This is a genomic window from Kitasatospora sp. NPDC127067, from assembly GCF_042724755.1.
Lineage (GTDB): Bacteria > Actinomycetota > Actinomycetes > Streptomycetales > Streptomycetaceae > Kitasatospora > Kitasatospora lactacystinica.
In genome coordinates, this window is the sequence record NZ_JBHXEM010000107.1 from 17,536 (window position 1) to 31,385 (window position 13,850).

General features: G+C 72.5%; 7 protein-coding genes and 3 pseudogenes. 2 read left to right on the forward strand and 8 right to left on the reverse strand.

Going from position 1 to position 13,850, the window contains the following annotated elements; genetic code table 11:
• The first annotated feature begins 13 nt into the window (after positions 1-13).
• Positions 14-1,366, forward strand: coding sequence for a chloride channel protein (locus ACFWJ4_RS31580; protein WP_380550055.1), 1,353 nt, complete (start codon positions 14-16; stop codon positions 1,364-1,366).
• Positions 1,367-1,374: 8 nt separating this feature from the next.
• On the opposite strand, the pseudogene ACFWJ4_RS31585 reads toward ACFWJ4_RS31580, so the two are convergent.
• The 5 genes and pseudogenes from ACFWJ4_RS31585 to ACFWJ4_RS31605 form a co-directional block, all read right to left on the reverse strand.
• A pseudogene (locus ACFWJ4_RS31585) lies at positions 1,375-1,617 on the reverse strand (IS110 family transposase); the annotation flags it as partial.
• Positions 1,618-1,808: 191 nt separating this feature from the next.
• A complete protein-coding gene (locus tag ACFWJ4_RS31590; protein WP_380550058.1) occupies positions 1,809-2,864 on the reverse strand; it encodes a TIGR02679 family protein in 1,056 nt (351 codons plus the stop codon).
• Positions 2,861-5,320, reverse strand: coding sequence for a TIGR02680 family protein (locus ACFWJ4_RS31595; protein ID WP_380550060.1), 2,460 nt, complete (start codon positions 5,318-5,320; stop codon positions 2,861-2,863). Before ACFWJ4_RS31595 ends, ACFWJ4_RS31590 begins: the two co-directional genes overlap by 4 nt.
• Positions 5,253-5,978: pseudogene (locus tag ACFWJ4_RS31600) on the reverse strand (DUF2397 family protein); the annotation flags it as partial. The gene ACFWJ4_RS31595 and the pseudogene ACFWJ4_RS31600, both read right to left, overlap by 68 nt.
• 303 nt (positions 5,979-6,281) lie before the next feature.
• Positions 6,282-6,956, reverse strand: a complete 675-nt coding sequence (locus ACFWJ4_RS31605; protein ID WP_359898904.1) for a TetR/AcrR family transcriptional regulator — start codon at positions 6,954-6,956, stop codon at positions 6,282-6,284.
• A gap of 140 nt (positions 6,957-7,096) precedes the next feature.
• On the opposite strand from ACFWJ4_RS31605, the gene ACFWJ4_RS31610 reads away from it, so the two are divergent.
• The gene (locus ACFWJ4_RS31610) at positions 7,097-9,346 is read left to right on the forward strand and encodes an MMPL family transporter (protein WP_380350705.1); all 2,250 of its coding nucleotides are present in this window, start codon (positions 7,097-7,099) and stop codon (positions 9,344-9,346) included.
• A 103-nt stretch (positions 9,347-9,449) separates the two neighbouring features.
• On the opposite strand, the gene ACFWJ4_RS31615 is transcribed toward ACFWJ4_RS31610, so the two are convergent.
• The 3 genes and pseudogenes from ACFWJ4_RS31615 to ACFWJ4_RS31625 form a co-directional block, all read right to left on the reverse strand.
• Positions 9,450-11,609, reverse strand: coding sequence for an ATP-binding cassette domain-containing protein (locus ACFWJ4_RS31615; RefSeq protein WP_380550065.1), 2,160 nt, complete (start codon positions 11,607-11,609; stop codon positions 9,450-9,452).
• 133 nt (positions 11,610-11,742) lie between these two features.
• A pseudogene (locus tag ACFWJ4_RS31620) lies at positions 11,743-12,159 on the reverse strand (FHA domain-containing protein); the annotation flags it as partial.
• 135 nt (positions 12,160-12,294) lie between these two features.
• Positions 12,295-13,635: a GH1 family beta-glucosidase gene (locus ACFWJ4_RS31625; protein WP_380550068.1), complete on the reverse strand. Its 1,341-nt coding sequence runs from the start codon at positions 13,633-13,635 to the stop codon at positions 12,295-12,297.
• Positions 13,636-13,850: the final 215 nt, after the last annotated feature.

Genomic DNA, 13,850 nt, shown 5'->3' on the forward strand with positions numbered 1-13,850 from the left:
GGAAAGCGACTTGATGTCACCGGACGAGCCCACGGGCGATCCTGCGGCGGCGCCGCCCGCCGACCCATTCGGCCCCCTGCGGACCAAGGGCTACCTGGCGCTCCTGGTCATCTCGGCCGTCCTCGGCGTGCTCCTGTCGGCGGGCGCGTACGGCTTCCTCCAGGCCGTCGACCAGCTCCAGAAGGCGCTCTACACCGATCTCCCGAACGGACTGGGATTCCACGGGGCACCGCCCTGGTGGCCGCTGCCCCTGATGGGGCTGGCAGGACTTCTGGTGGCACTGACCGTCCAGCACCTGCCCGGCAACGGCGGCCACCAGCCGGCCGAGGGGCTCAAGACCGCAGGCGTCCCTGCGGCCGCCGAACTGCCCGGGATCCTTCTCGCAGCGCTGGCGTCGCTGGGTTTCGGCGCGGTGATCGGGCCCGAGGCGCCCCTGATCGCGCTCGGCGGAGGCCTGGCCGTGTACGTCGTCCGGCTGCTCAAGCCGGGCGTCGATGCCAGGGCCCAGGCCGTGGTCGGCGCCGCGGGAAGCTTCGCGGCCATCAGCGCCCTGCTGGGCTCGCCCCTGCTCGGAGCGTTCCTGCTGATGGAGGCGTCAGGACTCGGCGGCCCGGTGCTGGGGATCGTACTGCTGCCCGGTCTGCTGGCCTCCGGAGTCGGGTATCTCGTCTTCATCGGGCTCGGCGCCTGGACCGGGGTCGGGGCTGGCACGCTGACGATTCCCAGCCTTCCCGCAGTGAGCCATCCGAACGTCGCCCAGTTCGGCTGGGCTCTCGCCATCGGGGTGGCGGCGGCGTTCGCCGGCACGGCAGTCCGGCGCCTCGCGCTCTTCCTCCAGCCGCGCGTCAACCACAGACGGTTGCTGCTCACACCGGTGGCCGGCCTCGCCGTGGCAGGGCTCGCCATCGCGTACGCCGAGGGCGTGGGGAAGCCGCCATCCGACGTCCTGTTCTCCGGTCAGTCCGCGCTGCCCCAACTGCTGCTCCACAGTACGAGTTACTCGGTGGGAGCACTGACACTGCTAATCGTGTGCAAGTGGCTCGCCTACGGTGTGTCATTGGCGGCATTCCGGGGAGGACCGATCTTCCCAGCGCTGTTCCTGGGTGCCACGGCAGGGATCGCGCTCTCCCACCTGCCCGGGCTGCCCGTCATCTCCTCCGCCGCCATGGGCATGGGCGCGATGTCGGTCGCCATGCTCAGGCTGCCGATGACCTCCGTACTACTGGCGACCCTGCTGCTGGGGTCCGACGGCGTCACCGTCATGCCGCTGGTGATCGTGGCGGTCGTGGTCTGCCATGTCACGTCATCCAGGCTCGCCCAGCCGGAAACGTCACGACCGGCGTCCGGGCCCCCGCACGCTTCCTGATGTCGCTGTCAAGCCGTCTCGGTCACCGGGGGTGTGACGTGGTAGCACCGTCGGTCAGGATCAGGGCCCACAGGACGTTGACGCGTCGACGGGCCAGGGGCATCACGGCCTGGACGTGCCGCTTTCCCTCCCCGCGCTTGCGGTCGTGGAACTTCCGCGAGCTCGGATCGCAGCGGATGCCGACCAGCACGGAGGGTGCAGAAGACGCACTGGAGCCTGCGGTGGTAGACGCTCGGCCGGTGGAGGTTGCCCCGTTCAGTCAGGTCAAACCAACCGTGCCTGATCGAGCCGCGGGCTGAACCACTGGCGAAGACCGCCCGACCCGTCGAACACCCTGTCATCCTCCCCGAGTGCGGTGTGCAGCCATGGGTTTGCGTTTCACGAAGCCCCGCCGGACCTGCTCGATCCTGATGATTGCCACGTCCAACACGGAGCCCAACTATCAACCGTGCCAGGCTCGGTGAGCGGTGATCAGGTCGAGGCACCAGGCGTAGGAGGCCTTCGGGGTGCGGTGCTGCGTCGCGAAGTCGCCGTGGTAGCGCAGGGATGCGCCGTCGTCGGCGAGTCGGCGCAGCAGGTGGATCACGGCGGTGTTGGGCCAGCCGGAGGTGCAGACCAGTGGCGGGCAGTGCCGGCCGAAGCGCCGTAGGGCGAGGGCGAGCACACTGGGGTTCTCGGTGACGTGCACCGGTCCTGCGGGACCGGTGAATTCGCCGGGTGAGCGCACATGGGCGAGGGTGAGGCTGATGGGGTGACCGGACGCGGCGCAGATCCGGGAGATCCCGGCGACCGGGCCTGCTCCTTCGGGGCGGAGACCGACGGCGAGCACGGTGGCCGACAGTTCGTCGTCGGCGACGCCGGCTCGGCTCCAGAGCGAGCGTCGCCCCTCGGCGGCATCCGGCATGTCGGTGCCGTACAGCACCGCCAGTGCGCGCAGGACGAGGGAGGACAGCCGAGTCCCGTCGTCGAGGGCGTGCGAGTCACCGAGGAGGCGAGCGGCGAGCACAGGCAGTGGCTCGCCATCGGCCGGGAGTGCGGCCAGGACGGCCAGCGCGGCGGTCAGGAGGCCCCTGGTCCGGTCGGGAGAGCCGTCCACGAGGCCGTTGGTCCGCAGGTGGCCGACCCACTCCAGCAGGACGGGCTGGGCGGTGACCACGTCGTGGCCGGCCAACCACTCCCACAGGGCGTCGCGTTGGTCGGCCTTGCGTTCGCGCTCGGCGGCCCGATCGTGGATCGGGCCGAGGATCGCGGCCACCACGTCCCGGACGGGCCGACCGCAGGCCTCCAGCACAGCACCGTCGAGTCCCGCGAGGGGGATCGTCGGTTCGGCGCCGGGGAGCCGGTCCAGTCCGAGGAGGTCGGCCAGGGCCTCCCGGCCGGCTTCGTCGAGCGGTCCGGACCGCACCCGGCTGACGGGGCGGCCGGTCGACAGGCGGTCGTGGACGGCCGACCAGAGGGGGCGGAGTTCGGGGAGGTCGAGGGGGTGGTGGTCCGTCATGCCGGTTCTTCCGTGTCGGCTTCGTCGGGCAGCAGGTCGGCACCCGTCCAGGTGAAGCGGGCGCTGGTGACGGCATCGTCGCCGTCGCCTCCGGTGATCAGCTGGTGGACGGCGATCCCGGAGAGCTCCCGGTAGGTGCACCACTCGTGGTCGGAGGTGAGCACCAGGTCGAGGTCGAGCGCCGCGAGGAGGGCGAAGACCTGCCCTCGGTTGACGGTGTCGACGCCGACGAAGACCTCGTCGAGCAGGATCAGCCGCGGGGACTCCGGCACCGCCTCGTAGTGGGCGGCCACCGCGGCGAAGAGCGGGAGGTGGAGTGCGATGGCCTTCTCACCGCCCGACAGCGCGCCGTGGAGCTTCTTGGTGAGCAGCTGCCACCCGGCGCCGTTGGCGCGGTCCAGCTTGACGACGAACTGGTGCCAGGCCGTGTAGTCGAGGACCTCCGCGAGCTGCTCTTCCCAAGTCGCCGCCGTGTTGCGGGTCCTGGCCTCCTTGATACGGCCCCGGAAGAAGGCGTGCAGGGCCTCGCGGTCGGCTTCGGTGATCCGGGCCGGGTCCTTGAGCAGCAGTTCACGGGCTGTCCGGGTGCCGGCGGGCAGGTCGGGGTGGATCTGCCACACCAGACGGACCGCCACCCGTGAGGCGGTGCGGACCCGTTCGAGGTGGCCGTTCATCCGCTCGACGAGTTCACCGGCCTGGCGGATCCGGGACGCGAGGTGGCGGCGGGTGTCGCCGGTGAGGGTTCGGTCGAAGAGGCTCCGTTCGGCGGCGGTGATGTCGTCCTGGCTGCGGTCACGGTCGCCGGTGAGGATGGCGAGGAGGCTGGTCGCGCCGACACGGATGCCGTCGACGGTGGCGGTGAGGACGTGGATGTCCTCCTCGGCTTCGAGTTCGAGGTCGGCACGGCTGCTGAGGCTCTGGCGGGCTCGGTGGACAGCCTCGGAGAGGCGGTTCAGGGAGTCGCCGAGGTTCCTGGTGCCGTGCGGCAGGTTGGGCCATGCCGCTGCGGTCTCGCGTGCCGCTTCGAGGGTCGCGCGAGTGCCGTCCACGGAGGTGAGGACGAGGTCGAGGCCCGCGTCCTCGGGGAATCCGAGGACGCACAGGTGCCGGAAACCGCGGGCTGTCTCGTTCCGGGCCGCCACGGCCCTGTCGTGCAGGGCCTCGTCCTGGGCCGTGGTGGCACCCAGCGCACCGATGCGGCCTTCGAGGGTGAGAAGTGCCTGGGTTCCGGAGTCGATGTCACGGCGGATCCGATCGAGCGACGTCCGGAAGTCACCGATGCGGGCGGCCACTTGGCGGTAGTCCTCGCCGACGGTGCTCTCGACCGCCCGGCGCGTGGATCGGAGCCCGCGGGCGGCGGCCTCGACACTCTCTGCCTCCTCCAAGCTCTCGGCTGCCGCGCTCCTGGATGCCTCGGCATGGCTGCGCGCGGAGTTCCAGGCGTGCTGGGCGGCTGTCCGGGCAAGGTGGGCGTCGAGCCAGACATCGGCCTGTTCGCGCAACGCGTCGACGGCCGTGGCGGTCGTGTCCAGGGCGGCGCGTTCGGTCGGCAGGGCGTGCTCGGCCGAGGCGACGGCGAGCGCGCGAAGCGCGTCCGCGACCGCGTCCTCCTGTCGCGCGAGCCGTTCGACGGCCTCGCGTACGGCGTCCTCGCGGGCGCCCACCTCGGACTCGGACCGGTCCCAGAGGCGCTTGGCCCGCTCCACCTGCTGGTGGTGCGGCCGGGAGCGGAGGTCGGCTCCGAGCCGCGTCCGGCGGTCGGCGAGAGAACGCAGCCGCGTCTCGTAACCGGTGACGGTGGTGTCGGCCTCGGCCAGTTCGGCGGTGAGGTCCGCGATCCGCCGCTGTCTGGCGCGTTCCCGGGCCGCGGCGCCGATGTGGCTGGACTCCTCCTTGCTCCAGGAGCCGACCGCCGCCGCCAGCCGCCAGCTTCCGTCGGCCGCCACGGCGGCCGGATGGCCCGTCGGGAGCGTGGGGCCGTAGGCGATGCCTGCGAGCAGCCGCTGCACCCGGCTCGGCGGCACCGGGCCGTCGGGCTCGGGAGAAAGGACGTCGAGCAGCGACGGGCCCGGTGTGGGCACGGCCGCTGCCGGGTCGGCCAGGGTGTCGTGTCCGGCGACGACGAGGCCGCCGTCGGGGGCCATCCAGGCGTCGAGCAGGCCGGCCGCTTCCAGGGCCGCTTCGATGCCTGCCTGATCGGCGGGCGGCACGTCCGGCCGGAAGGCCAGCAGTCGCCACAGTGGCGCCCCCGGCAGGACCGACCGGTCGGCCGTGCGGGTCCGTGGTGGAACCGGCGGGAGATCGACCGCGGCCGCGGTGCGTTCCAGTGCCCCGACGACCCGGTCGCGCCGGGCGCGGGCGTCGTCCCGACCGGCACGGGCGGTCGTCTCGTCGGCGGTGATGGAAGTCCTGGACGGCGCTGGAGGAGCGGCGCCGTGACTCGGTGATCCGGTCAAGGACCTGCAGGAGCGTCACGATCGCGCGGCGCGCCACGTCATGCAGTTGCTCCGCCCGGGGTCGTGCCCCGTCCACAGGCCGGAACCAGGCCTGCAGCCCCTCCCAACGCGCCCGGCGCCGCTCCAACCAGGCCGGCGCGGGATCACCGTCGGCGACCGGCGGCAGCTCGGCACCCCGCAGCGCCCGCTCGTGCAGCAGGCTCACGCCCCGCCCCTCGACCCGCTCCACGGCGGAGGCGACCGCCTGTCCCCGCTGGTCGAGGTTGACGAGGAACTCCTGGAGATAGCCCACCGTCGCGGCCTTCACCTCCCGGAAGGTCGCCAGGTCGGCACCTTCGGCGCGCAGCTCGACCCCGGCGGACGCGGCCTCACCGCGCCGGGTCAGCGAGTACTGGAGGTTGCGGCGCTCGTACTCCTCGGCGGTGCGGTAGTTCTCCGCGTGGTTCTGCACGACGTCCAGCAGCTGCCACTCCCTGAGCTTCCTCAGCGCGTCCTGGAGCTCGTCGTCGTCCACCGCGTCGAGCCAGCCGACCGTCCGCAGCCGGGCGCGCACGTCGTCCAGCCCCAGCGCGGTCTCCAGCCGCTCGTTGGCCGCGCCGAAGGCCTGCAGGATCGCACCGTAGAGTTCGGCCTTCTCCCCCGTCGTGAACCGGAACATCTCCGGCGGCACCCTGCGCAACTGCTGCCCTCCCCGTTTTCCGGGCACCACAGTACGCGGACGCGCCGTCTCGGACATGCACCGGAGTGGCTCCTGCAGGCGGATCGTCGACGGGAGGAGCGCCTGCAGCAGCCGGCGCAGGTCGGAGTGCGGCATGTACAGCCGGCGCAGGTGTGCCGGAGCCTCTGGGGAGGCCTGCGTGCCGGCCGGCCCGGACCGGCTGGCGCATCGGGGAGGCGCAGGAGTCGCGGATGGTGCCGTCCGCGCCGACCGAGCCATGGCCGTCTGCCGCGCGGGTTGTGGTCACCACCGGTCCACGGCCGGCGACAGGCCTGCGGTGCGCGCGGCGACGCCCGCCTGGACAGCGAAGAGGCGGTCCCGCGCTTGCTGGTCGAGCGCGTGGAAGTGGCCGTGCGCCTCAAGGGTGACGAAGCCGTGCACGGTGGCCCAGGCCAGCATCAGGGCTTCCGCCGCGTCCGGCACCGGCGGGCTGCCGAGCCGGCCGCGTTCGGCCGTGTCGGCGACGAGTTCGACCATGTGCTCCATCGCCCGCCGGCCGGCCGCCACGGTCGGTCCGTCCGGTGGGGCCGCGTACCCGGGCACGGGGGCGCCGAAGATGAGGGCGAAGCGCTCCGGATTCCGCTGCGCCCAGGTGCGGTAGCCGATGCAGGTGGCCATGAAGCGTCCGTCCAGGTCGTCCGGCGGCACGGTCTCGCGGGTCGCCGTCAACGCGTCCGACAGGCTGTCGTACGAGTCGGCGACCAAGGCGGTGAACAGCTCGTCCCGGTCGGCGAAGTAGCGGTACAGCGCGGGCGGGGTCATTCCCATGCTGCGGGCGATGTCGGTGAAGCGGAGGTTCGCGGCGCCGCGCTCGACGATCAGGCTCAGAGCCGCGCGCTTGATCTCCTCCACCGTGTCGGCGCGCAGGCGCTCACGGCGGCTCCGCCCCCCGCTCCCGTCGGTCGCCCCATCCGTCATCGCCTCTCCATCCGCTCGCCGCGCCAGTCACCGCGTTGACAATCCGTACCCGTCGAGGGAAACGTTACGCTTCGTAAGGCACGTTATGAAGCGTAACGCTTTGCCTGGGGCGGAGCCCCTGACGACGCACGGAGGACCACATGTCCCAGGGACTGCGCGAGGATCGGCGGACAGCCGCCGGGGAGAGCGGGTCGCACAGGCCCGGCCCGCTCGGCCGAATAGCCGGTTGGAGCTTCCGGAACCGGGGCCGCACGGTGCTGCTCTGGCTGCTCGCCGCCGGCGCGGCCTTCGGCCTCTCGGCCGGCCTCGGCGCCAAGTACAGCGCCGACTACACCGCGCCCGGCTCGGACTCCAAGCAGGCCCAGCAGCTGCTGGCACGGGACTTCCCCGGGCTGGGCGGTGAATCGATCAGCCTGGTGCTGACCTCGGACGGCAGCGTGACCGACGCCGCCACCCGCGGCCGGGTCGAGGACCTGCTCGCCCGGATGGCCGAGGTGCCGCACGTCAGCGGCATCGACGACCCGTACGGCCCGCGCGGCAAGGTGTCGGCCGACGGCCGCACCGCCCTCGGGCAGATCCACCTGGACGTCGCCGTCGCCCCCGACATGCCCGAGGCGGACACCCAGCGGCTGCTCGACCTCGCCCGCCCCGTCGACGGCGGCCTGCGAGTCCACCTCGGCGGCATGGCGGTCCAGCAGGCCGAGCAGGGCGCGATCGGCTCGGAGGGCATCGGCATCGCGGCCGCCGCCCTGATCCTGGTGATCACCTTCGGCTCGGTCGTGGCCGCCGGCCTGCCGCTGCTCACCGCGCTCGGCGGGCTCGCGGTCAGCAGCGTCCTGCTGCCGGTCCTCGCCGCGATCATGCCGGTCCCGGACTGGTCGACCTCGCTCGCCGCGATGCTGGGCATCGGCGTCGGCATCGACTACGCGCTGCTGCTGGTAACCCGGTTCCGCGAGTGGCGCGCCGAGGGGCTCGAACCCGAGGCCGCCACGGTCGCCGCGCTGGACACCGCGGGCCGCGCGGTCGTGGTCGCCGGAATGACCGTGGTGGTCAGCATGCTCGGACTGTTCGCGATGGGCCTGTCGTTCATGCGCGGCGCCGCGGTCTCGGCGATCCTCTCCGTGTTCGTCGTGATCGCCGCGTCCGCCACGCTCTTCCCCGCCCTGCTCGGCTACCTCGGCCGACACATCGAACGCCTCCGGCTGCCCCAGCGCCGCGCCGCCCGGGGCGAGAGCTCGGTGAGCGCCGGCTGGCTGCGCTGGAGCAGGCTCGTCGAGCGTCACCGCGTCCTCGGTGCCGTCACCGGGGTCCTCGTCCTGCTGGCGCTCGCGGCGCCGTTCCTGGGCGTGCGCTTCGGCTTCCCCGACGCGGGCAACGACCCCGCCGGGCGCTCGAACCGGCTGGCGTACGACGCAGTGGCCGCCGGCTTCGGACCGGGCAGCAACGGACCGCTGGTCCTGGTCGCCGAGTTGGCGCCGGGCACCCCCGCCGAGGCGACGGCCGCGCTGCCCACCGCGCTGAAGGCGGTGCCCGGCGTCACAGCCGTGACCCCTCCGGTGCCCGGCTCCGACGGCCGCTCGCTGCTGCTCACCGTCGTCCCGGACAGCGGTCCGCAGTCCAGCTCCACCAAGACCCTGGTCCGCGACCTCCGCGATCACGTCATCCCGGCTGCGGTCGGCCCCGGCGTCCGGGTGCACGTCGGCGGGGCGACCGCCAGCGCGATCGACAGCACCGACAACATCGCCCGCCGCATCCCGCTGCTGGTCGGCGGCGTGGTCACGGTGTCGATGCTCCTGCTCCTGGTGGCCTTCCGCAGCCTCGCCGTCGCCCTCAAGGCCGCTGTGATGAACCTGCTCTCCGTCGGCGCCGCGTACGGCGTGGTCGCCCTCGTCCTTGAAGGGGGCACCGCCGGCCGGTTGATCGGCATCGACAGCCCCACCCCGCTGCCGGCCTTCGTGCCGGTGCTGACCTTCGCCGTCCTGTTCGGCCTCTCGATGGACTACGAGGTCTTCCTGGTGAGTCGGATGCGGGAGGCCTGGCTTCGCACCGACGACAACGCGGAGTCCATCGTCAGCGGACTGGCGGGCACCGCGCGGGTGATCACCGCGGCGGCGGCCATCATGGTCGCCGTGTTCGCGGCCTTCGTCCCGGCGCCCGACCTGCCGATCAAGGTCATCGGCGTCGGCATGGGGTCGGCCATCCTGATCGACGCCACGCTGGTCCGACTGCTGCTGGTACCGGCCGTGATGCACCTGCTCGGCCGCGGCAACTGGTGGCTGCCAGCCTGGCTCGACCGCCGTCTGCCCCACCTCCACGTCGAAGGACGCACCGAGCTCTACCAGCCGGAGCCCGCCCCCGAGGCCCCCCGCTCCCCGGCGGTGGTCGGCTAGCGGCACCAGCGGACCGCAGGCGCCCCACGACGCCGCGGTCCGCTGGTCACGGCGGAAGGCGGCGACGCAGCGCCCGGATCGGTCCGGCTGACGAGCGGGTCCGTCAGCCGACCTTCCGGGCCCGACGCATGACCGCCGGCTCGGTCCGCCGCAGGAGCCAGTAGACCACCAGGCCGTAGGCCAGGCTGAGCACCAGCAGCATTCCGGTACTCAGCAGCCAGGTCCCCGCGCTGTGCCGGAACAGCGGATCGGCCGCCAGGTTGTTGCCGGGCGAGATGGCGTGCAGATCGACGGTGGCGGCCATCGCCGCCATCGCCCAGCGGGACGGCACCAGCCAGGAGAGCTGTTCGAGTCCCGGCACCCCGTACAGGCGCAGCTGGGTGCCGGTGAAGACGACCTGCACGATGGCCAGCAGCACCAGCAGCGGCATGGTGGCCTCTTCCTTGCCGACCAGCGCCGAGACCAGCAGTCCCAGCATCATTCCGGCGAAGGCGAGCAGCGCCATCACGATGACGATCTCGGCGAGCGGCGGCAGGAAGACCCCGCTGCCACCCTCGGGTCTGAGTCGCACTCCCGCCAACGCGACCATGGTGAGCACCACGGCCTGAACCACCGTGACCGTGCCGAGCACCACCACCTTCGAGCAGAGGTACGCCGATCGGGAGAGCCCGACGGCGCGCTCCCGCCGGTAGATCACCCGCTCCTTGACCAGCTCGCGGACCGCGTTGGCGGCACCGGTGAGCACCCCGCCGACGCAGAGGATCAACAGCGCACTGAACACACTGCTGTCGGTGAGCCTGCCGCCGGCCAACGCCCGGGCCAGCACGCCCATCACGAACGGCAGCGCGATCATGATCACCACGAAGGTGCGGTCGGCGGCCAGTGCGGCGGTGTAGCGGCGCACCAGGGTGCCCAACTGGCGGTCCCAGCGCTGCGGCTGAGGGGGCGGCTCGACCGGTACGGGCCAGGCACGGCGTCGCGCGGGCCGCGGGGACCTCGGGCTGCGCTGCCCGGACGGTGCAGAGGGCACACCACTGCGCTCGGCCGCCCCCGATGGCGGCATTCCGTCCGACTCGGCCGGCCCCGACGGCGCGACCGGGGCTCGGGGCCGTTCCATGGGGTCGATGTACCGGCGGTACGCGGGCGAAGCCCGGTACTCGCCCATCCAGTCGCGGTCCTCCTGGGTCTCGAAGTTCTCGAACACTTGCGGCCACTGCGAGCACCCGAAGTACTCCAGAGCGTCGCCGGGCGGTCCGTAGTACGCGGTGCGACCGCCCGGGGCGAGCATCAGCAGACGGTCACAGAGATCGAGGCTCAGCACGCTGTGCGTCACCACGACGACGGTGCGACCGTCGTCCGCCAGGTCCCGGAGCATCTGCATCACCGAGCGGTCCATCCCCGGGTCCAGGCCGGAAGTCGGCTCGTCGAGGAAGAGCAGCGACGGCTTGGTGAGCAGTTCCAGTGCCACACTGACCCGCTTGCGCTGGCCGCCGGAGAGGCTGGCGACCACCAGGTCGGCCCGCTTCTCCAGGCCCAGTTCGGCGATCACCTCGTCGACCCGGGCGTTCCGCTCGGCCGCCCCGGTGTCGCCGGGGAAGCGCAGTTCGGCGGCGTAGCCGAGCGCGCGCCGGACGGTCAGCTGAGTGTGCAGGATGTCGTCCTGCGGCACCAAGCCGATCCGGTGGCGCAGTTCGGCGTAGTCGCGGTAGAGGTCGCGACCGTCGTAACGCACCGTGCCACCGTCGGCGGGCCGCAGCCCGGTGAGCGCGTTCAGCAGGGTCGACTTGCCCGAGCCGCTCGGACCGGTGACCGCCAGCAGGCAGTCCAGGCCGACCGGAAAGCTGATCCCGTCGAGCAGCCGGCCGTCGCCGACCGTGACCACCAGGTCGGCCACGTCGAGGGTGATGTCGCCGGTGTCGACGAACTCCTGGAGTTCGCCGTCGACCAGGCAGAACTCCGAGTGGCCGATGCCCAGCAGGTCTCCCGGGCCGATCACGGCCTCCACCACCGGTTGACCGTTGAGGTAGGTGCCGTTGTGGCTGTGCAGATCGGTGATCGCGTACCGGCCGTCGGCGGTGGTGTGCAGTTCGGCGTGGTGGCGGGAAACCTCGATGTCGGCCAGGACCAGGTCGTTGTCGGGTGCGCGGCCGATCCGCAGGGTGCGGGCGATCAGCGGATGGATGCCGGTGGGCGGCCGGTACGAGCCGGTGATCGCAGTCAGCGCAGTGGGACGCGGGACGGCGGACTGCTGCGGGGGTGCCAAGGTGAGCTCCACCTCCGGGCCGTCGCCGGGGCTGCCGAACCGGATGACACTTGTCGGTGCCGAGGTCACCGAGATCGAGGCGCGAGATCCGGCGGCCCCCGGACCAGGTGCCGTTGTCGCTGTCCAGATCGTCCAGCATCCAGTGTCCGTCGCCGAGGTGCAGCACCGCGTGGTGCCATGACACCCGGGGGTCACTGAGCGGGATCTCGCTGACCGGGTCGCGGCCAACGTGGTACGAGCGGCTCGGGGTGAGGACCCGCGAGCCGCCGGCAGTCGTCATTACCAGGTCCGGCGCAATGGGTGCGACCTGTCGCTCTCCCATGTATTCGACCATAGCCCCTCCGGCCCGCGGAGGGCTTCCGCTGGTCGAGGGGCCCGTCGGGCGCCGGGCAGGCACCGCCCCGGTCGGGCCGGCACCACCGTCGCGGGTACCGCACGGGCCGGCCGTCCGGGCACGGCACCTCCGGGCCGGGATCAGCCGTGCGCTCCGAGCCGAGGGGCACGGGGTCGTCGGGCCGGCCGGGCGGACGTTCCCGGTCGGCGGCCGCATCGGGGTACTCCCGTCGTCGCCCGGATGAACCAGTGCGGTTCGCCGGGGGTGTCGACGGGGTGGGTCGGGGTGGCCACCGGGACTCGGACGTGTCGAACCTCTGCTCGTACCCCTCCGCCGGAGAGTTGCCGACTCCTAGGTCGTATACCGCTCCCGGTGGGCGGCGATCACGTCGCGGTACCAGGCGTAGGAGGCCTTCGGCGTGCGCCGCTGCGTCGCGAAGTCGACGTGGACCAGGCCGAAGCGCTGGTGGTAGCCCTCGGCCCATTCGAAGTTGTCGAGGAGGGACCAGGTGTAGTAGCCGCGGATGTCGATGCCTTCGGCGGTGGCGCGGGCGAGGGCGTCGAGGTGGGCGGCCATGAAGTCGATGCGGGGCTGGTCGGGGACGGTCTCCTCGGTGACGGAGCAGCCGTTCTCGGTGATGGTGATGGGTGGGAGGGCCTTGCCGTAGGTGTCGCGGAGGGAGAGGAGGAGGCGGGTGAGGGCGTCGGGGACGACGGGCCAGCCGAAGGCGGTGTGGGGGACGTCGGGGATGTCGACGAGGTCGAAGGGCAGGCCCGGGTCGGTGGGGGCGGCGACCCGGGTGGGGTTGTAGAAGTTGAGGCCGAGGCCGTCGAGGCCGGGGGTGTGGATGAAATCGAGGTCTCCGGGGTGGACGGCGCCGAAGATGTCGTCGGGGACGCCGAGGGCGGAGAGGTCGGGGTAGCGGCCGAGGAGGACGGGGTCGGTGAACAGCCGGTTGTGGAGGGCGTCGTAGGCGGCTGCGGCGGCGAGGTCGGCGGGGTCGGAGGAGGCCGGCTCGACGGGGGTGAGGTTGTTGGAGAGCATCGCCTCCCGGCCGCGGTCGTGGAGGACGGAGGCGGCCAGGCCGTGGGCGAGGAGTTGGTGGTGGGCGGCGGGGAGGGCTTCGAACATCAGGGTGCGGCCCGGGGCGTGGGTGCCCAGGGCGTAGCCGAAGACGGTGTGGACGAAGGGCTCGTTGAGGGTGATCCAGGCGGGGACGCGGTCGCCGAGGCGGTCGGCCATGACGGTGGCGTACTCGGCGAAGCGGTACGCGGTGTCGCGGTTCAGCCAGCCGCCGTGGTCTTCGAGGGCCTGCGGGAGGTCCCAGTGGAAGAGGGTGGGCAGCGGGGTGATGCCCGCCTCCAGCAGCGCGTCCACCAGGCGGTCGTAGAAGGCGAGGCCGGCGGGGTTCACCGCGCCGGCGCCGGTGGGCAGGACGCGGGACCAGGCGATGGAGAAGCGGTAGCCGTCCAGCCCGAGGCCCTTCATCAGGGCGATGTCCTCGGGGTACCGGTGGTAGTGGTCGCAGGCCACCGCGCCGGTGTGGCCGTCGCGGACGGCGCCGGGGCGGGCGGCGAAGGTGTCCCAGACGGACGGCCCGCGGCCGTCCTCCTCCACCGCCCCCTCGATCTGGTAGGCGGCGGTGGCGGCACCCCAGCGGAAGTCCGCCGGCAGGTCGAAGCGGTCGGGCATGACAGCCTCCTGACGAGAACATGAGGGGCTGTCATATTACTGACGCCGCACCGGAACACCAGAGAAGGCGACCCCGGACTTCGGCGGTCGGACCCCTATTCGGCCGGAGCCGTGCGCGGCGGCCGACCGGTGCCGACCGGCGTCAGCCGACCGGCGCCGGCCGGTGCCAGCCGACGGGTGCCGACCGGCGCCGGGCCGGGGCGGAATCCCATGGA